The organism is Campylobacter concisus (assembly GCF_003048595.2).
Classification (GTDB): Bacteria; Campylobacterota; Campylobacteria; order Campylobacterales; family Campylobacteraceae; genus Campylobacter_A; species Campylobacter_A concisus_L.
Genome location: NZ_CP049270.1, coordinates 458005 through 477325 on the forward strand (window position 1 = coordinate 458005; position 19321 = coordinate 477325).

General features: G+C 38.5%; 20 protein-coding genes. 16 read left to right on the plus strand and 4 right to left on the minus strand.

Translation table 11 applies throughout. The features are described from left to right. Positions 1-5: 5 nt before the first annotated feature. Positions 6-359, minus strand: a complete 354-nt coding sequence (locus CVT15_RS02285) for a histidine triad nucleotide-binding protein (RefSeq protein WP_072594719.1) — start codon at positions 357-359, stop codon at positions 6-8. Between the two features lie 118 nt (positions 360-477). Between CVT15_RS02285 and pheS the strand changes: the two genes are divergently transcribed. The 8 genes from pheS (at position 478) to efp (ending at position 10299) form a co-directional block, all read left to right on the plus strand. Further along, positions 478-1473: a phenylalanine--tRNA ligase subunit alpha gene (pheS, locus tag CVT15_RS02290; RefSeq protein ID WP_087579706.1), complete on the plus strand. Its 996-nt coding sequence runs from the start codon at positions 478-480 to the stop codon at positions 1471-1473. Continuing rightward, the gene (pheT, locus tag CVT15_RS02295) at positions 1470-3806 is read left to right on the plus strand and encodes a phenylalanine--tRNA ligase subunit beta (protein WP_107898051.1); all 2337 of its coding nucleotides are present in this window, start codon (positions 1470-1472) and stop codon (positions 3804-3806) included. The genes pheS and pheT overlap by 4 nt, the downstream gene beginning before the upstream one ends. After that, positions 3803-5080, plus strand: a complete 1278-nt coding sequence (aroA, locus tag CVT15_RS02300; protein WP_087585550.1) for a 3-phosphoshikimate 1-carboxyvinyltransferase — start codon at positions 3803-3805, stop codon at positions 5078-5080. Before pheT ends, aroA begins: the two co-directional genes overlap by 4 nt. Further along, complete coding sequence (locus tag CVT15_RS02305; protein ID WP_087585551.1) at positions 5070-5894, plus strand: 4-hydroxy-3-methylbut-2-enyl diphosphate reductase; 825 nt, start codon at positions 5070-5072, stop codon at positions 5892-5894. Before aroA ends, CVT15_RS02305 begins: the two co-directional genes overlap by 11 nt. An 80-nt stretch (positions 5895-5974) precedes the next feature. Next, entirely contained in the window at positions 5975-7651 is a 1677-nt protein-coding gene (locus CVT15_RS02310) for a 30S ribosomal protein S1 (protein ID WP_103576878.1), read from the plus strand. Positions 7652-7656: 5 nt separating this feature from the next. Beyond that, on the plus strand, positions 7657-8139 hold the full coding sequence (locus tag CVT15_RS02315) for a hypothetical protein (RefSeq protein WP_103576877.1): 483 nt from the start codon (positions 7657-7659) through the stop codon (positions 8137-8139). Next, on the plus strand, positions 8133-9713 hold the full coding sequence (serA, locus tag CVT15_RS02320) for a phosphoglycerate dehydrogenase (protein ID WP_230853983.1): 1581 nt from the start codon (positions 8133-8135) through the stop codon (positions 9711-9713). The genes CVT15_RS02315 and serA overlap by 7 nt, the downstream gene beginning before the upstream one ends. 19 nt (positions 9714-9732) lie before the next feature. After that, the gene (gene efp / locus CVT15_RS02325; protein WP_021090997.1) at positions 9733-10299 is read left to right on the plus strand and encodes an elongation factor P; all 567 of its coding nucleotides are present in this window, start codon (positions 9733-9735) and stop codon (positions 10297-10299) included. 343 nt (positions 10300-10642) lie between these two features. On the opposite strand, the gene CVT15_RS10150 is transcribed toward efp, so the two are convergent. After that, positions 10643-10900 (minus strand): SelT/SelW/SelH family (seleno)protein, encoded by a 258-nt coding sequence (locus tag CVT15_RS10150; protein ID WP_255349566.1) that lies wholly within the window; start codon positions 10898-10900, stop codon positions 10643-10645. 83 nt (positions 10901-10983) lie between these two features. Between CVT15_RS10150 and CVT15_RS02335 the strand changes: the two genes are divergently transcribed. From CVT15_RS02335 to CVT15_RS02345, 3 genes are all read left to right on the plus strand, one after another. Further along, positions 10984-11535 (plus strand): DJ-1 family glyoxalase III, encoded by a 552-nt coding sequence (locus tag CVT15_RS02335; RefSeq protein WP_103576876.1) that lies wholly within the window; start codon positions 10984-10986, stop codon positions 11533-11535. A gap of 223 nt (positions 11536-11758) precedes the next feature. Then, on the plus strand, positions 11759-12004 hold the full coding sequence (locus CVT15_RS02340) for an RNA recognition motif domain-containing protein (RefSeq protein ID WP_009294719.1): 246 nt from the start codon (positions 11759-11761) through the stop codon (positions 12002-12004). Continuing rightward, on the plus strand, positions 11982-12878 hold the full coding sequence (locus CVT15_RS02345) for a glutamate--tRNA ligase family protein (RefSeq protein ID WP_103576875.1): 897 nt from the start codon (positions 11982-11984) through the stop codon (positions 12876-12878). The genes CVT15_RS02340 and CVT15_RS02345 overlap by 23 nt, the downstream gene beginning before the upstream one ends. A 68-nt stretch (positions 12879-12946) precedes the next feature. Here CVT15_RS02345 and sppA read toward each other — a convergent pair whose 3' ends face one another. Further along, entirely contained in the window at positions 12947-13810 is an 864-nt protein-coding gene (gene sppA / locus CVT15_RS02350; RefSeq protein ID WP_103577309.1) for a signal peptide peptidase SppA, read from the minus strand. Further along, positions 13798-15015 carry an aminofutalosine deaminase family hydrolase gene (mqnF, locus tag CVT15_RS02355; protein WP_103577308.1) on the minus strand — a complete coding sequence of 406 codons (1218 nt, stop codon included), beginning with the start codon at positions 15013-15015 and terminating at the stop codon, positions 13798-13800. Before mqnF ends, sppA begins: the two co-directional genes overlap by 13 nt. An 84-nt stretch (positions 15016-15099) precedes the next feature. On the opposite strand from mqnF, the gene aroQ reads away from it, so the two are divergent. The 5 genes from aroQ to CVT15_RS02380 are packed head-to-tail and all read left to right on the plus strand — an operon-like array spanning position 15100 to position 19311. Then, positions 15100-15579, plus strand: coding sequence for a type II 3-dehydroquinate dehydratase (gene aroQ / locus CVT15_RS02360; RefSeq protein ID WP_009294223.1), 480 nt, complete (start codon positions 15100-15102; stop codon positions 15577-15579). Then, complete coding sequence (locus CVT15_RS02365) at positions 15576-16601, plus strand: M24 family metallopeptidase (protein ID WP_103577307.1); 1026 nt, start codon at positions 15576-15578, stop codon at positions 16599-16601. Before aroQ ends, CVT15_RS02365 begins: the two co-directional genes overlap by 4 nt. After that, positions 16598-17074, plus strand: a complete 477-nt coding sequence (gene folK, locus CVT15_RS02370) for a 2-amino-4-hydroxy-6-hydroxymethyldihydropteridine diphosphokinase (RefSeq protein WP_103577306.1) — start codon at positions 16598-16600, stop codon at positions 17072-17074. Before CVT15_RS02365 ends, folK begins: the two co-directional genes overlap by 4 nt. A gap of 10 nt (positions 17075-17084) precedes the next feature. Beyond that, positions 17085-18452 carry a flagellar biosynthesis protein FlhF gene (gene flhF / locus CVT15_RS02375; protein WP_103577305.1) on the plus strand — a complete coding sequence of 456 codons (1368 nt, stop codon included), beginning with the start codon at positions 17085-17087 and terminating at the stop codon, positions 18450-18452. Beyond that, the gene (locus CVT15_RS02380; protein ID WP_103577304.1) at positions 18445-19311 is read left to right on the plus strand and encodes a P-loop NTPase; all 867 of its coding nucleotides are present in this window, start codon (positions 18445-18447) and stop codon (positions 19309-19311) included. Before flhF ends, CVT15_RS02380 begins: the two co-directional genes overlap by 8 nt. Positions 19312-19321: the final 10 nt, after the last annotated feature.

Sequence of the window (19321 nt, forward strand, 5' to 3'; positions counted from 1 at the left end):
AGTTATTAAAATGTGCTTTGTGGATCAGCTACGCCTTCGCTCCAGCCAAGCTTAGCTCCGCCAAGCAGGTGAAAATGTAGATGCATAACTTCTTGACCGCCGTTTTCACCGCAGTTTGTTATAAGGCGGTATCCGCTCTTATCAACGCCCATTAAGGTCGCCACTTCTTGGATAAATTTTGTCATCTCTCCCATTAAAATCGGATCCATCTCTTGGAAATTTTTATAGTGTTTTTTTGGGATGATTAGGATGTGGATCGGCGCTTTTGGATTAATGTCGTTAAAAGCTAGAAATTTCTCGCTTTCAAGCACTTTGTTGCAAGGGATTTCACCAGCTACGATCTTTTCAAATATGGTCATTTTAGCTCCTTTGAAATTTTGCAAAATTATATCAAAGTGTGCTTAAATTTCGTGCTCTTTATCTTGATTTTAACTCTTTTTCTATAAAATCGACTCAAAAATTTATAAAGGCAAAAAATTGCAAGATTTCGTTAATAAAATCAAAAATGAAATTTCAACGCTTGATGATTTGGAAAAAGTCAGGGTAGAAATTTTTGGCAAAAAGGGCATCTTGGCGCAAGGCTTTGCAAAGCTAAAAGAGCTTGGCGAGGACGAGAAAAAGGAATTTGCAGCAAATTTAAATAAGCAAAGAGATGAGCTTGGCGCGCTAATAGAAGCTAAAAAGGCTGAGCTTAGCGAGCAAGAGATAGATAACAAGATGAAAAAAGAAGCTGCTGATATCACGCTCTTTAACGAGCCTGTTGCTAGTGGGGCGCTGCACCCTGTAATGGCCACGATGGATAAGATAATTGAATATTTTTTAGCTCTAAATTTCTCACTTGAAACTGGGCCGCTTATAGAAGATGATTTTCACAACTTTGAGGCGCTAAATTTACCAAAATACCACCCAGCAAGGGACATGCAAGATACATTTTACCTAGATGATTTTAGACTTTTAAGGACTCATACAAGCCCAGTTCAGGTGCGAACCATGTTAAATCAAAAGCCGCCTATTCGCATGATAGCGCCTGGCACCGTCTTTAGACGCGATATGGACTTAACGCATACACCGATGTTTCACCAGGTCGAGGCCCTTGTGGTTGAGGATGCTGAGAAAGTTAGCTTTGCAAATTTAAAATCAATGCTAGAAGGCTTTTTAAAGCATATGTTTGGCGATGTTGAAGTACGTTTTCGCCCTAGCTTCTTTCCATTTACGGAGCCTAGCGCAGAGGTTGATATTAGTTGTATATTCTGCCATGGCAAGGGCTGCAGAGTGTGCAAGCAGACCACTTGGCTTGAGGTACTTGGATGTGGCGTCGTTGATCCAAATGTATTTAAGGCAGTTGGTTATAAAAATGTAAGTGGATACGCCTTTGGCCTTGGCGTTGAGAGATTTGCGATGTTGCTTCATAGAGTGCCTGATCTAAGGTCGCTTTTTGAGGGAGATTTAAGATTGTTGGAGCAGTTTAAATGATAATTTCAAAGCATTGGTTAAACGAGTGGATCGACCTTAGCGACGTTAGCGGCGAGACACTTTCAAAGACATTAAATTCTATCGGGCTGGAGGTTGATAGCTATAAAGAGATAAATTTACCAAAGAGTATTGTGGTTGGCTACATAAAAAGTAGAGAGAAACACCCAGATGCTGATAAACTAAGCATTTGTCAAGTGGATGTTGGTGGAGAGACGCTTCAGATCGTGTGTGGGGCTAAAAACGTTGAAGCTGGCCAGTTTGTGCCAGTTGCACTTATTGGCACGACTATGCCAAATGGTCTTGAGATAAAAAAAGCAAAGCTAAGAGGTATCGAGTCAAGTGGTATGATCTGCTCTTCAAGTGAGCTGGGACTTCCAAAGGTAAACGATGGAATTTTACCGCTTGATGAGAGTATCGGCAAGCTAAAACTTGGTACAAGTCTTAGCGAATTTGAGATATTTAAAGATACGATAATCGAAGTTGATGTCACAGCAAACAGGGGTGATTGCCAAAATTTACATGGCATCGCAAGAGAAATTTGTGCAGCGCTTGATTTAAATATGAAAGATAGCCACGAAGACGATGAAAGCGAAAATTTACTAGGTATTGGCAGAATAGCTTCTGTGCGAGCAGAGGATAAAGTAAATGGGTCATTTTTGTATAAGGCTTTTGAGCTAAAAGAGGGACTATATGAAAATCTAATAACTCGCATGCGTCTAGCATTAATAGAGTGCCAAAAGACAAATTTAGTTGAGAGATTGCTTGAATACGCGATATTTTGCACGGGTGTTTTATTTAGGGCTTATGATCACGCTAAATTAGTAAGTGAAGGCGAAAAAGCTGTTTTTGATATAAAAAATGGCGAAAATGGCGAATGTGTCGTTTATTGCGGGGATAAAAATTTAGGCATTGCTGGAATTTACCAAAGTGACGTAGCAAGGGTAGATGAGAAGTCAAAAGTGATCCTAGTAGAAGCTAGCTACGTAAAGCCAGATGTTGTTTCAAAAGCTATTTTTGAAAATAAAAATTTACCAAAGGGTGATCAAATTTATCGCTCAAGTCGTGGTAGCGAGCCAAATTTAGCTTATGGAGCGGATTATTTATTTAAAAGACTTGCTAATTTTAAAGATACTCTAAATCTCTTTGCTGGCTCACAGCAGTCGCTTTTAAACACCGAGCCTATAACACTAAGCATCTCTCTTTTTGAGCTTAAAAATATGATCGGTCAAGATATTGCTAGAAATGACGTCGTTAAAATTTTAAAGAAACTTGGCTTTGAGATCGCAGTAAATGTTGAGCAAGAGAGTTTTAATGTAAAAGTACCGTTATTTCGCCATGATATAGTAAATTCTCACGATGTTTGCGAGGAGATTGTAAGGATAGTAGGCATAGACAATATCGCCTCAAAACCACTAAATTTCTCTGAGAAAAATAGGCTAAATAAGACATATTTTGACTATAAAAACGCCCTAAATTTAAGACGCCGTGCAGCTGATAATGGCTTTTTTGAAAGTGTGCACTATGTCTTTGATAGTGAGGACGAGCTTAGTGAGCTAAATTTTAAGCCATGCAAAGTCAAGATACTAAATCCTATAAATAACGAGTTAAACACGCTTAGACCGACACTTGTTAATCACCTTCTAAGCTCAAGCGAGAAAAATATCAAAAACTCGAAACGCTCAGTTAGACTATTTGAGCTTGGAGAAATCTTTGATGAAAATGCAAATCAGGGCTTAAATTTAGGCTTTGTTGTGTCTGGACTTTTGAAAGAGCCGACTCTGATAAACGGCGCAAAAGGTGAGGAGGCAAATTTCTACGCATTTGCATCGATGGTGCAAAACGTCATAAGTAAATTTGAGCTAAAACCTTGCCAGGGCATCTCATATCTTAGCCCATACGAGCAAGCACACATCTATCAAAATGGCGAAAATATCGGCTATATCGGTAGAGTTGATGCAAGAGTTGAGGCAAAGAGAGATCTGCCAAGAACTTACGTCTGTGAGATTGATTTTGCTAAGCTTAAATTTGAGCCAATTTTGGCAGTGCCATACTCTAAATTTCAAAGCACAACAAGGAATCTTAGCCTCATTGTGCCTGAAAATTTTGAGGCTGGACGAATTTATGAGTGCATAAGAGGACTAAATTTAAAAGAGCTAAAAGAATTTTTACCAGTTGATATTTATAAAGATGCGAAGCTAAATGGCTCGATCAGTCTTAGTTTGAAATTTACATTTCAGGATATGGAAAAAACGCTTGAAGATGATGATATAAACGCACTTATGGATAAAATTTTAAATGAGCTAAAAGATAAACTAAATATCGGAATAAGATGAGAATTTATCCATTAGAAAAAAGTCTAAATTTAACTATCAACGATATTGCAGCGGATAAATCAATATCGCATAGATGTGCGATTTTTTCGCTTTTGAGCGATAAGCCATCTCGCATTAGAAACTATCTAAGAGCAGGCGACACGCTAAATACTCTAAAAATAGTCGAGCTTTTAGGCGCAAAAGTTGAGGACAATGGTTTCGAAATAACAATCACACCGCCGCAAAAGATAAAAGAGCCAAATGAAATTTTAGAGTGTGGCAACTCAGGCACAGCGATGAGGCTTTTTATGGGATTACTAGCCGTACAGGATGGCTTTTTCGTACTAAGTGGCGATAGATATTTAAACTCACGTCCAATGGCTAGAATAGCAAAACCTCTAAACGATATGGGTGCAAAGATAGATGGTGCAAACAACGCAAGCAACGCTCCACTTTGCATAAGAGGGACGAAATTTGAAAGATTTAGTTTTGAAAGCAAGATTGCCTCAGCCCAGGTAAAAAGTGCGCTTTTGCTGGCAGCTCTTTACTCAAATGGTTGCAAATTTAGTGAGCCAGAACTAAGTAGGGATCATACTGAGCGCATGCTTGCTGGCATGGGAGCTGATATAAAGCGTGACGGCCTAGAGATCAAGCTAGAGCCGATGAAAGCCTCACTTGCGCCACTTGATATAGACGTACCAAATGATCCAAGCTCGGCATTTTTCTTTGCAGTCGCAGCACTTATCATTCCGGACTCGCACATTATTTTAAAAAATATCTTACTAAATAAAACTCGCATCGAAGCTTACAAGATTTTAGAAAAAATGGGTGCTGAGATAAAATTTCACAAAACTTCAAGCAAATACGAAGATATCGGTGATATCGAGGTCAAATACTCACCAAACTTAAAAGGTGTAGAGGTTAGCGAAAATATCTCATGGCTCATCGATGAAGCTCCAGCTTTGGCCATCGTATTTACCTGTGCCAAAGGCCAAAGCAAGCTAACAAATGCAAAAGAGCTTCGTGTAAAAGAGAGCGACAGGATAGCTGTCACGATAAATGCGTTAAAGCAGTGCGGCGTTGATGCTAGCGAGCTTGAAGATGGCTTTATCATAAATGGTTCAGAGGCTAAATTTGCCACGATAGATAGTCACGGGGATCACAGGATCGCGATGAGTTTTGCTGTGCTTGGGCTAAAGTGTGGCATGCAGATAGAGAAGAGTGAATTTATCACCACTTCATTTCCAAATTTTGCTGAAATTTTAAAGAAAATGGGAGCTAGAGTTGAAGATTGAGCTTGCTAGTAGTTATGGATTTTGCTTTGGTGTAAAAAGGGCGATAAAGATTGCTGAAAATGCAGGAGATGCTGCAACTATTGGGCCACTCATTCATAATAATGAAGAGATAAACAGGCTTGAGAAAAACTACAATGTAAAAACACTTGAGGGCATAGACGAGCTAAAAGATGAGAAAAAGGCGATCATCCGCACTCATGGCATCACCAAAAACGACCTTGCAGAGCTAAAAAAGAGCGATATAAAAGTGATAGATGCAACTTGCCCATTTGTGACAAAGCCACAGCAAATTTGTGAAAAAATGAGTGAAGAGGGCTACGATGTGGTGATCTATGGTGACATGCACCACCCTGAGGTAAAGGGCGTGAAGTCATATGCCAAGGGTAACGTCTATGTCGTGCTTGAAGAGAGCGAGCTGGAGGGCATTAAATTTAAGCAAAAGGTCGCACTTGTTAGCCAAACGACTAGAAAAGTCGAGAAATTTATGCAGATCGCAAACTACCTTATGCTTCACGTAAAAGAGGTGCGTGTTTTTAATACGATTTGCAACGCAACATTTGAAAACCAAGAGGCTGCTAAAAATTTAGCAAAAAGGGCTGACGTGATGATAATCATCGGCGGAAAAAATAGCTCAAACACAAAACAACTCTATCTAATATCTAAAAATTTCTGCGAAGATAGCTACCTGATAGAAAGCGAAGAAGAGCTTGAAAAATCATGGTTTGATGGCAAAAATTTGTGTGGCATAAGTGCGGGTGCAAGTACGCCTGACTGGATCATACAAAAAGTCGTTGACAGAATCAAAAAAGTATAAAATTTATCCTAGCTAAAGCCACAATTAACTATAATAAGCCAATTTGCCTCTACTGGCATAATAAAATTTAAAGGATCAAGATGGCTGTGAACAAAAGTGTTCAATTAGGAAAAGCAAAAGACGAAGATATCGAAGATATTGATTTTGCTGCGATGTTAGAGGAGTCTTTTAAAAAGACTGAAGAAGATAGTGACGCAAAGATCGTCAGTATCAATGGCGATGAGGTTTTGATTGACGTTGGCAAGAAGTCAGAAGGCATTTTAAATGTTTCTGAGATCACTGATGCAAACGGCAACCTGACACATAAAGTTGGCGATACGATCAAAGTTGTAATAACTGGATCAAGAAATGGAAGACCTATAGTGTCGCACAAAAAAGCACTTAGAAAAGAGAAAGTTAAAGCTTTCATCGAAGCTTACGATCCTGAAAATTCTGGCGAAATCGACGTAAAAGTAGTTGGAAAAAATAAAGGTGGCTTTATAACTCAAGATGCAAATGGGGTGGAATTTTTCTTACCAAAAACTCACAGCGGCTTTAAAAACGCTGAAGGCGTAATTGGTAAAACATATAAAGTAAGAGTTATAAAAATTGATAAAGAAGAAAATAGCATAGTTGTCTCTAGAAAGAAAATTTTAGATGACGACCGCAAAAAGCGTAAAGAAGCTCTATCAAGCATAGTAGAAAATGATAGCGTTATAGAGGGTACAGTTAAAAAAATTACAACTTATGGTATGTTTGTTGATGTTGGCGGTGTTGATGGGCTTGTGCATTACAGCGAGATAAGTTATAAAGGCCCAGTAAACCCTAGCTCACTATATAAAGAAGGCGATAAAGTTTTAGTTAAAGTTATCAGTTATGACAACGAAAAACGCCACCTATCTTTATCTATCAAGGCAGCTACTCCAGATCCTTGGGAAGAGATCATAAATGATGGACTAGAGGTTGGTGACACTATCAAAGTTACAGTTAGCAATATCGAGCCTTATGGCGCATTTGTTGATCTTGGAAATGATATTGAAGGATTTTTACATATATCTGAAATTTCATGGGATAAAAATATCAAAAATCCAAAAGATCACATCAATGAAGGTCAAGAGATTGATGTTGAAGTTATTGAAATTGATGCTAAAGGACACCGCCTAAGAGTAAGCCTTAAAAATTTACTTCCAAAGCCATTTGATGAGTTTAAGGCAAAACACAAAGAGGGCGACGTAGTAAAAGGCGTTGTGACAACTATCACAAATTTTGGTGCATTTGTTAGAGTGGGTTGCGTTGAAGGCTTACTACATAATGAAGACGCGTCTTGGGATAGAAACGATAAATGCAAAGATATGTTTAAAGCTGGTGACGAGCTTGAAGTAAAAATAATCAAAATCGATAGTGCTGAACAAAAAGTTTCACTTAGCCTAAAAGACCTAAAACAAAGTCCAGTTCAAGCATTCGCTGATAAATTTAATGTAGGTGATATCGTAAAAGGAACAATTCGCGACATTAAAGACTTTGGCGTATTTGTAGAGCTTGGTGATAACGTTGATGCGCTGATCCGCAAAGAAGATTTAGGTAGTGTAGACGTTAGTACACTTAAGATTGGCGATGATATCGAAGCAGCTATCGCATTTATCGATGAGAAGAAAAATAGAATTCGCCTGAGCATACGCCGTTTAGCAAAACAAAAAGAGCGTGAAGTGTTAAATGAGATCAATGATAACGATGATAAAGTAACACTTGGCGATATTATAAAAGAACAATTACTTTAGTTTAAATGGGCAGACGCATACTTTTATTAGTAGTTGTCCTGCTATTTGTAATATTGGGTTTGGTTGGAATTTCTCTTGTTAAATTTGCAAGTGTAAATTTCAGCCAGATATATGAAGAAAATATCACAAATGAGCAAACTTTAACCAAAAATACGACCAGCAATACCAACTGGATGAGTGAGCTAGCAACTATTAGAAAAAGAGATTATGTGCTGCCTGTAAATGAAATTTTTATAGAATACAACCGACCCAAAATAGAAAAGCCAAAGATTACTGCATATGAGCTTTTGATAGATAAAAATGATATCTATTCAATGTTTTGTTTGATGCAGACTTTAAGAAAAAGTGAGGTCGATTTTACTGTTGTAAAAGATGGTGCAAAAAGCCAGATATTTTTAAATACTCAAGACTCTAAACTTCTACAAAATATCATTTTAGAACTAAGAGCTTATGATATCCATTCAAGTGTGAGAGAGGTAAAATTATGAAAACTATCATTGTTTGCGATGCGATACATCCAGTAGGTTTTGAACTTTTAAAAAAAGAGCAAGATATAAACGTAATAGATGCAGTTAATACTCCCAAAGATGAACTTTTAAAAATTTTAGGCGAGGCTGATGTTGCTATAACAAGAAGCTCAACTGAAGTAAACGAGGCCTTTTTAAACGCTGGTAAAAAACTAAAAGCCATCGTTAGAGCTGGTGTTGGTGTAGATAATGTCGATATAGAAGGATGCTCAAGGCGTGGCATAATAGCTATGAACGTTCCAACTGCAAACACTATTGCTGCAGTTGAGCTAACAATGGCGCATATGCTAGCTTCAGCTAGATCTCTTGAATACGCTCACAACGATCTAAAACTAGATAGAATTTGGAAACGCGAGAAGTGGTATGGGGTTGAGCTTTTTAAGAAAAAGCTTGGCGTGATCGGCTTTGGAAATATTGGCTCAAGGGTAGCCGTTCGTGCAAAAGCTTTTGGTATGGAGATCATTGCTTATGATCCATATATTGACCCATCTAAAGTTATCGATATGGGCGGTACTTACACTAAAAATTTTGATGATATTTTAGCATGTGATTTTATCACGATCCATACGCCAAAGACTAAAGAGACAACCAATATGATCGGCGCCAAAGAGATCGCAAAAATGAAAGATGGTGTAAGACTTATAAACTGTGCTAGAGGTGGTCTTTATAATGAAGAAGCGCTTTATGAAGGACTAAAAAGTGGCAAGATAGCATTTGCTGGTATTGATGTTTTCACAAGAGAGCCAGCAACTGATCATCCACTTCTTGATCTAAACAATGTAAGTGTCACCCCACACCTTGGAGCAAATACGCTTGAATCGCAGCGAAATATCGCAGTAGAGGCAGTCGAGCAAGCTATTTTAGCAGCTCGTGGTATAAGCTATCCAAATGCGTTAAATTTACCTATAAAAACAGAAGATCTACCGCCATTTGTTGAGCCTTATATCGATCTTACAAGCAAGATGGCATTTCTTGCTGCACAGATAAATAAAAGCGCTATCAAGGCTATCCGTATAGAAACTCATGGTCAAATCAGCGAATATGCAAATTCAATGCTAACTTTTGCAATCGTAGGTGCTTTAAAAGAGAGTCTTGGTGATGCGATAAATTATGTAAATGCTAAATTTTTATGCGATGAAAAAGGTATAGTGACCGAAACTAGTCTTGGCGGAGATAGTATTTTTAAAAATAAAATCACCGTTCGCTTAACTACTGAAAATGGCATTGTAACCGTAGGTGGAACGGTGTTTGGTGAAAATCAGCAACGCATCGTAACGATAAATGGTTTTAAGACCGACTTTAAGCCAAAAGGTAAGATGATCATCTTTAAAAACCATGACGTGCCAGGCGTTATTGCTCAAATCAGTAAAATTTTAGCTGACGAGAAGATAAACATTGCAGACTTCCGCCTTGGTAGAGATGATCACAATATGGCACTTGCTGTAATCTTGGTTGATGAACATATAAAAGCAGAAACGTTAGAGAGACTAAACGCACTTGAAGCTTGCGTTTGGGCTCAATACGCAGTTATATAAAATTTTGAAAGGATAAAAAATGGCTTCATATTCAATGGGCGATCTAAAAAAAGGGCTAAAGATCGAGATCGATGGCGTTCCTTATAAAATCGTAGAATATCAACACGTTAAACCGGGCAAGGGTGCAGCTTTTGTTCGTGCGAAAATCAAATCTTTTATCGACGGAAAAGTGCTTGAAAAGACTTTTCACGCAGGCGATAAATGCGAGCAACCACATCTTGAAGAAAAAGAGATGCAGTATCTTTATGATGATGGTGAGTATTGTCAGTTTATGGATACGGTTACTTATGAACAAGTTGCTATTAGCGATGAGGATGTGGGTGATGTAAAAAAATGGATGATCGATGGCATGATGGTTGAAATTTTATTTCACAATGGCAATGCGATCGGCGTTGAAGTGCCACAAGTAGTTGAGCTAAAGATAGTTGAGACTCCACCAAATTTCAAGGGCGATACGCAAGGCGGTAAAAAGCCAGCTACTCTTGAGAGCGGCGCGGTAGTTCAGATACCATTCCATGTACTTGAGGGCGAAGTTATCCGTGTGGATACTGTTCGCGGCGAGTATATCGAGCGTGCAAATAAATAAAGCAGCTTAATCTTTCTTGCTAAATTTACGTTTAGTAAGCCCAATGCTTAGCTAAAGTCACTATTTAAAAAAAGTATTGGCTTTAGCAAAAACTTCATTTCATATATTGTAAAATTTTAAGTAGCACTAGTATAGAATGCATAAAATTTTTATGCTCGATAAAAATCAAATATGGCCAAACATCAGCTAGTAAAATCTTTAAGAATCAAAAAATATATAAAAAAATGAAAATTCTTAGCGAGATAGACTAATGTTTTAATTATAAAATTTTTATATCAAGATAGTAGAATTGCAAGTTAAAAATGGGAAAAAACGAGACGGTTTCCCGTCTCGGTAGCTAGCATTAAGCCGACTTTTCTTTAAGATATTTGTTTATAAGAGTTGTGATCTCTTCACCGTGAGGAAATCTCGCTTCATCATTTCCGATGCGATCTTTCTTAGAAAATATAACATCTCCATCAACCTCGACGATGAAATTTCCACCATCACCTATAACCTTTTCGACTCTTGCATCACTAAAGTTCGCTTTTATTTCATCTTCTACACGAGAAGCTACCGGACGATAGTTTCAAGAGTTGCAGTAAATAATTTTTACTTGCATGCTCTGTCCTTTCTTGTGAAATAAGCCAAAATTATATAGAATTTTACTTAACAAACAGGCAATACTACTTCAAAGGAAAAGTCATGAAAAAAATAGCTGTGATTTTGGCTGACGGATTTGAGGAGATAGAGGCGCTAACTTCTGTTGATGTTTTGCGTAGAGCCGGGGCGATAGCTTCTATTGTCGGGCTAAATGATGTAAATATCAAGGGATGTCACAATATATACGTAAAAGCCGATGTGACGCTTCGTGAAATGAGAGAGCTAGACTATGATGCGATCATCCTTCCTGGTGGACTCCCAGGAGCTAGTAACCTAGCAAATGACGCAAGACTTAAAGAAATTTTGCAAAATTTTGATAAAAGTAATAAACTTATTTGTGCTATTTGCGCTGCTCCTATGGTGCTTGAGCATGCTGGTGTACTCAAAGATCGTTTTGTTTGCTATCCTGGATTTGAAGAAAATGTAAGAAGCGACAAAAGAGGCTACGTGAGCGATAAAAACGTGCTAAAAGATCAAAACATCATCACAGGAAAGGGTCCTGCATTTTCAATGGAATTTGCACTTTTTATAGTTAAAAATTTACTTGGCGATGAAGCCTATCTTCAAGTAAAGAATGATTTACTTTATAAATAGCTTATAAAGATAAAATAGTTTTTTATTTAATTATTCTTTTTAAACTTAAGATTAGATTTTGTTTAGCGATAGTTATAGAAGCTCTATATATACGAGTTTGTAGCTTTTAAGAATATTTTTCAAAAAAATATAATAAATTTTTGATTTTTTACATCTTTTTGACGAAAATTAGCTATTATCACACTAACCGAATAAATCGGTAATTTTTTTAAGGAATACTCCTGTGAATATTTATGTAGGAAATTTGTCGTATAGGACGACAGAGGCAGAATTAAAGGAAGCCTTTGCACAATTTGGTGAAGTAAGGCGAGCAAAAATAGTAAAAGATAGAGAAACTGATCGCTCAAAAGGCTTTGGCTTTGTTGAAATGGACGATGCAAATGAGGGACAAAAAGCTATAGACGCGCTAAATGAAAAAGAACTAGGCGGACGTACTTTAAGGGTAAATGAGGCTAGACCAAGAGATTAATGACTATTTGCCACCAAGTGGTGGCATAGTATCCCGTATAGCTCCTACGCCTAGTGGGTTTTTGCATGCTGGCAATGCTTATAACTTCATCTTAACTTATCTCTTGACACGTTCGGCAAATGGCGTTTTGTACTTACGTATCGATGATTATGATCTTAGTAGATACCGGCAAGAATTTGTTCAAAATATCTTTGATGTTTTAGATTTTTTGGGGCTTGAATACGATAAAGGCCCAATTAGCTTAAGTGACTTTGAGCGTAATTTTAGCTTTAAAGTAAGAGCTAAAAGATACGAAGACGTACTTGAAAAACTAGATGAAATTTATATCTGTGAATGTTCAAGGACTACAAAAGGTGCCTACAAAAACGGCATTTACACTAAAATATGCAAAAATAAAAATCTAAAATTTATAAAAGACAGGACCGCCATTAGACTAAGCGTGGATGAGGGTGATCCTCTTGGTAAGCTTGTGGCAGAGCAAATGGGCGATTTTGTGATTTACAAAAAAGATTTTACTCCTGCTTACAACTTTGCAAGCGTGATAGATGACGAGGATATGGGTATAAATTTGGTTGTTAGAGGTGAGGATTTAAAGGCTTGCACGCTAGCTCAAAGATACCTTGCAAAAAGGCTAAATCTTAACTTTTATAATGCTAATTTTATTCATCATAAGCTACTTTTAAAAGATGGCAAAAAGCTCTCAAAAAGCTCAAAATCACCACCAATTAATCTAAAAGATAGCCCGCAAATTTATTACAAAATTTTAGCAAATGATCTTGGTTTATATATAAAATCAGCAGACAAAATCCAAAATCTACTTTATGAGTTTAAGCTAAAAAATATAGCCAAAAAATTTTTGCAAAGCATGAGCTAAATTTATACTATATATGCAGTTTATCGCCGCCCTGATCTTTTGCTTTGATTAGCCATGTGTTGCTTTGATTATTTAAGCTTTGTCTCGAAAAATGCGTTAAAAAGCGAGTTTATGCCTTGCTTTGTAAATTTCTCCATTATCTTTTCGATCTGCGGTTTTTCTTGCCAGACTGGCTCATCTACGAGGCTCATTTTAGCTAGCTCGTTTTGAGCGTCTATGTAGCTGCCAAGGCTATCAATTAGCCCCATTTTTAGGGCATTGTGCGCTAAAAAGACCCTTGCATTTGCCCATTCATCTTTTTTATTGATATCTAAATTTCTAGCCTCCGTCACGTCACTTACAAAGAGCATATAAGCGTCATTTACGAGCCCTTGCAAGCTCTCACGCTCCTGCTTACTCCAGCTCCTCATAAAGGTGCCAGCCTCTTTAAACTCGCCAGCCTTCACCACCTGCTCGCTCACGCCTAAATTTTTGGCTAAATTTTCGATGTTTGCCCCTTGCATGATGACGCCTATCGAGCCGATGAAAGCGCCAGGGTTTGCGATGATGGCGTCGGCATTTACGCCAGCGTAGTAGCTACCACTCGCCATGTTGCCAGCTGCGTATGCGAGCACTTTTTTGCTCTCCTTTAGCCGCTTGACCGCCATGGCTAGCTCCACACTGGGGCTTAGTGAGCCGCCTGGGCTGTCGATGTAGAGCAGTACGCCTTTGATGTTGTTATCAAGCCTTGCTTTTTCTAGCGACTCTAAGATCTCGCTTGTGTCAAGTATTGTGCCGACGATGTCTATGCGGGCTAAATTTGGCTCTTGCATCTTGCCATTTGGCGCAAATACGAAAAATAGGATCAGTAAAAATATGAGCGCCTTAAAGTAGTTGTTGATAAATTTAAAAATTCCCAAAATTCCTCTAAAAATAAGCCTTAAAATTTGCAAATTTTGCCTCCGATATATAGTTTTTTAGCCTCGTTTGTGTGAAGTATGAGTTGCAGTATTAGCTCGTTATCATCGCACTCTAGGTCGCTATAGATTGCGATATCAGCTGCGCGTCCTGCCTTTATCTCACCGTTATTTGTCCTAAGCGCCTTTGCGCCCCCGTGCGTTGCAGCGACAAAAAGCCTCGTGGCAAGCTCGTTTAGATCAAGGCTTGTATGGGTAAATAGGGCGGCTCTTAGCTCATGCCAGAAATTTAGGCTGATATTTGAGCTAAGGCCGTCTGTGCCGATGTTTAGGCTAACGTTGTTTTTAAAAATTTCTTTTAAATTTAGCGCCTTTTTGCCAAGCAGTCTATTTGAAACGGCACAGTGCGTCACGCTGTGATGGGGCTTAAATTTAGCGAAATCACTCACATAAACACAGTGTATAAACAGCGTATTTATCTCACGAAACATCGCAAAATAGCCCTCCGCGTCATACATCGGCTTTGGATCTGGGCTAAATCTTAAAAGATGCTTTTTAAAGCCACCACTGCCGTGCTCTAGCCACTGCTTTTCAGCCTTGCTCTCTAAAAAGTGCGTGCTAACTAGCAAGTCATCTTTTTTGGCTATCTCAAGGGCAGCTTTAGCTAGCTTTGGGTGCACAGAGTAGGGCGAGTGCAGCGAGATGGCTGGGGTGAAATTTTTACTTTTATAGCCCTTTGTTTTTTCAAATTTAGCTAAGAAATTTTGCAAATTTTGATCAATCATCTGCTCGCTTGAGCCTAAAATTTCACTAAAAAGCACGACTTTTAGAGGGCTAGCGGCTAAAATTTCAAGATCACTGCCAAAGCTAGATATCTCGCCAATGGTGCAAACTCCACTTTTAAGCAGTGAATTTATAGCTTCGCTCATCGCTTTTTTAGCGTCTATTTTGGCTAGATCACCACCTTTATCGATGATAGAGCCAAGCCATTTTATGAAGTCGCCGTATTTTAGGGTGCTGATGTTTGAGCTAAACTCTAAATGAATGTGAGTATTTACGAAGGCCGGGGTGATCACGCTGTCACCAAAGTCGCAAATTTTAGCCTCTTTAAATTTCTCAATCGCTGCTTTTTCGCTTAAAATTTCTAAAATTTTATCGTCATCGATGACAACACAAGAATTTCTTAAAATTTTTGGATTTTCTCCGCCAGTGATGATCTTTTTTGCTTTTAGAATTTCCATTTTTGGCCTTAAATTTTTGTTATTGTAGCGAAAATTTAGGAACGAAAATGTATAATTTAGGTTATTTAATCAAAAAGGAGTGACATGGATAAGAAGCTAAAAATAATGGTTATCCAAGGCCCAAATATCAACATGCTTGGCGCTAGAGAGCCTGGAATTTACGGCGTTATGAAGATGGAGGACATCCACTCTCAAATGAAGATTGTCGCCGATCAAAATGACGTCGAGATCGAGTTTTTTCAAAGCAACCTTGAGGGCGAGCTAGTTGATAAGATACAAGAGTGCTTGGGCGATGCTGATGGCATCATCATAAACCCAGCCGCTTACACTCACACGTCAATAGCTATCCGTGATGCGCTAAGTGCGGTCGCTTTACCGGTTATCGAGGTGCATATCAGCAATGTTTATAGAAGAGAAGAGTTCCGCCACAAAAGTCTTATCGCGCCAGTTGCAGCAGGTCAGATCGTGGGCTTTGGACCAGTTGGCTATCATTTAGCAATGATAGGAATGCTTCAAATTTTTGAGCAAATAAAAGCAGTAAGAGCAAATCAAAACGCACAATGAATTTCATCTTAAAGGACGAAAACGCCGTATATTACGAGTGTGGATATAGCTGCGATAATGAGTTTTTGCTATGTCTTGATGGCGTGAAATACTTTTTCACGGACGCGAGGTATTATTTTGAGGCAAAAAGCTGCGCAAATGCTGGTGTAGTCGTTCTTTTGGCGCAGAGAAATTTAATAAGCGAGGTCAGGGCTTTTTTAAGAAAGATGAAACCAAAAAGCCTTGTTTTTAATCCTGATGAGCTAAGTTTGAGCGAGTATAACGCACTTAGCAAAGGTTTTAAGATAAATTTTAAGCCAAAGGCAAATTTTTCTAGACTAAATAGAATTTGCAAGAGCGAAGATGAGATAAAAATTTTAAAAAAAGCTAGTGAATTTGGAGTAAAATGCTTTGATGAATTTGCTAAATTTGTGCGTGAAAATGGCGAAGGAATGAGCGAAAAAGAGCTTCATTTTAACGCAACGCTTATTTTTAGGCAAAAAAACGAGCTAGGTCTTAGCTTTGATCCGATCGTGGCGATAAACGAAAATGCCGCAAAGGCGCATGCGCTACCTGGGGATAAAATTTTAAAAAGAGATGATTTGCTGCTACTTGACGCTGGGGTTAAATTTAAGCGTTACTGCTCTGATCGCACCAGAACTGCTTGCTTTGATGAAAATTTTAACTTCTCAAAGGAGCAAAAATTTACAAACGCCAAAATGCAAGAAATTTACGAGATCGTAAAAGAGGCTCAGGCTGCTGCGATAAAGGTCGCAATGGCTGGAGTTAGGGCGTGCGAGATAGATCTTGCAGCAAGAAATGTGATAGCAAAGGCTGGATATGAAAAAGCCTTTTTTCACTCGACAGGGCACGGCGTGGGTGTCGATATACACGAGCTTCCAGTCATCTCAGCAAGGAGCGAAACGCTTATAAAAGAGGGCATGGTCTTTAGTATAGAGCCTGGAATTTATCTAGAAAATGAATTTGGCGTACGCATCGAGGACGTGGTGGTCGCAAGAGAAGGTGGGTGCGAAATTTTATGAGGCTAGCTGGAGCAAGAAAGATCGTAAAAAGCCGTTTTTGCCCTAGTTTTTTTCATAAAAGAAATGAGTTTAAGTATGAGGCGCTAGTTGGCATGGGTGGCAACATCGGCGAAAGCGCAAAGAGGTTTGATAGATTTATAAGAGCGATTACAAGTGATAGCAGATTTCATGTAGTTGAAGTTTCGCCGATCCTTATAAATGCGGCGTTTGGCTACGAAGCGCAGGATGATTTTAGTAACGCTGTTATAAATTTACAAACATCTCTGGGGTCTAGAAATTTACTAAAAATTTTAAGGCACTATGAGAGTAAATTTAAGCGTATCAGGACATTTAAAAATGCCCCACGTACGCTTGATCTGGATATTTTGTATTTTAGTAAAAAAGTCTATAAGACGCCGCGCCTTATCGTTCCGCACCCAGGAGCTAGCAAGAGGCTTAGCGTGATCGTGCCACTAGGGCTTATGAGAGGTTAAAAGGATATAAATGGCTACAAAATTTCATACTTTTACAGGCGAGAGCACCATTGAGGCTTTAAAAAAGGCTCAAGAAATGTGCGGCGAAAAGGCCATACTAGTTACTACAAAACAGATTCAAGCCAAAACTATAAATAAAAAACCGCTTTATGAAATTTTAGTAAGCGTCGAAGAAGACGACGTAAAGCAGCCCGCAAAACCAAATACAAAAGCCATAAACTACGAAAATGCCTACTCTAAATTTAATAAAAACTATGAACCTGCTAAGCCAAAATTTGAGATAAAAGAAGAGCCAGCTAAATTTGAGGCAAAGACAGCGTCGCCCGAGCCTTACGATCCAAATGAGAGCGTGCTTTTAAATATCTCAGCTGCTGCAAAAGAGATAAGTACGATCGCAAATGTAAATATCGATGATGTCAAAGATAAGGAGTCAAGCATACCAAATGGTATGAATAAAAAAATAGACGATGTGGCAAAGCAAGTAAGCATGCTAAGCGAAAAAATAGGGCTGATAACTGACATGATCTGGGACGAAAAAGCCCCAAATCGAAACAATCTTTCGATCCCACCTGAGTTTGCCAGCATCTATAAGCTCGCAAAACAAAGCGGCATGAAAGATGAGCATTTAGAGGCTATCATGCAAACGACGCTTGAAAATTTGCCAGTCTCGATGAAGAGCAATCCAACCGCAGTAAAAAGATATTTTTACTCGCTTTTGCGAAATATGCTACCTTGCAGAAAAGAGCCAAACGATAAAAAACAACGTATTATGATGCTAGTTGGTCCAACTGGAGTTGGTAAGACGACGACTCTTGCAAAGCTAGCGGCTCGTTTTGCTTACGGCAATGAAAAGCGGTATAAAACAGGCATCATCACGCTTGATACGTACCGTATCGGAGCGGTTGAGCAGCTATTTCAATACGCTAAAATGATGAAGCTGCCTATTCTCGATGTTATCGAGATAGATGACTTTCAAAATGCTATCAAACAGCTTAATTATTGTGATGTGGTACTTATTGATACGACTGGAAATTCACAGTATGACAAAGAAAAGCTTGAAAGGCTTGATAAATTTTTAAAGCATAGCGGTGCAAAGATTGATGTAAATTTGGTCCTTTCGGCTGGTTCAAAAGTTGAGGATCTGATAGAAATTTATAATGGATTTTCGTTTTTAGACATCGACACACTTATAATAACCAAATTTGATGAGACAAAAATTTTTGGCAATGTCTTTTCGCTGATATATGAGACAAATACGCCAGTTAGCTATTTTAGTGTGGGCCAAGAGGTGCCTGATGATCTTGTGGAGGCAAAGAGCGAATTTTTAGTAGAGTGCGTGTTTGACGGCTTTACAAAGCAAAAGGCTAGCGATGAATAATCAAGCACAAAAACTACAAAATTTAGTCCAATCTCAAAACAAGAGCAAAAATACGCATTTTATAGCGATCACAAGCGGCAAAGGTGGCGTTGGTAAGAGCACAATAAGTGCAAATTTGGCAAATGTTTTGTCGCAAAATGGCTATAAAGTAGGGCTTTTTGACGCTGACATCGGCCTTGCAAACCTTGATGTGATCCTAAATGTAAAAATGGGTAAAAACCTGCTTCACGTGCTAAAAGGCGAGTGCAATTTAAAAGATATCTTGATACCTATAAATAAAAATTTGATCCTGATCCCTGGCGAGAGCGGTGATGAAATTTTGAAATTTAACAACCAATTTTTATTTGAAAGATTTTTAGACGAGGCGAGCGAGCTTGATGAGCTTGACTTTTTGATAATTGATACTGGAGCTGGCATAGGCGGCAGTACGCAGCTCTTTTTAGAAGCGGCTGATGAGGTAGTTGTGGTGACTGTGCCTGACCCTGCGGCGATAACTGACGCGTACGCTGTTATAAAGATCGTTTCAAGGTTTAAAAATAGCGAGCTTTTACTGCTAAATATGGTAAAAAATGAGGCTGAGGCGATTAGAATTTATGAAAATATAAAGCGAGTGGCAAATGCAAATATCGGACCTAGCTTAAATTTAGAGCTTATAGGATTTGTGGCTTCTGATAAGAATGTTTCAAGAAGCATAAAGCAACGAACGCTTTTTACAGACGACGCTGCTTATGCTGAGCCTAGCGCTCAGATAAAACAGATAGCTTCGAATTTGCTTTATAGGTTGGAACGAAAAGTGCTTAACAATGAGCAAAGCAGGAGCTTTGGGGGCTTCTTTAAGCGTTTGATAGAACAATTTTGATGGAGATTGA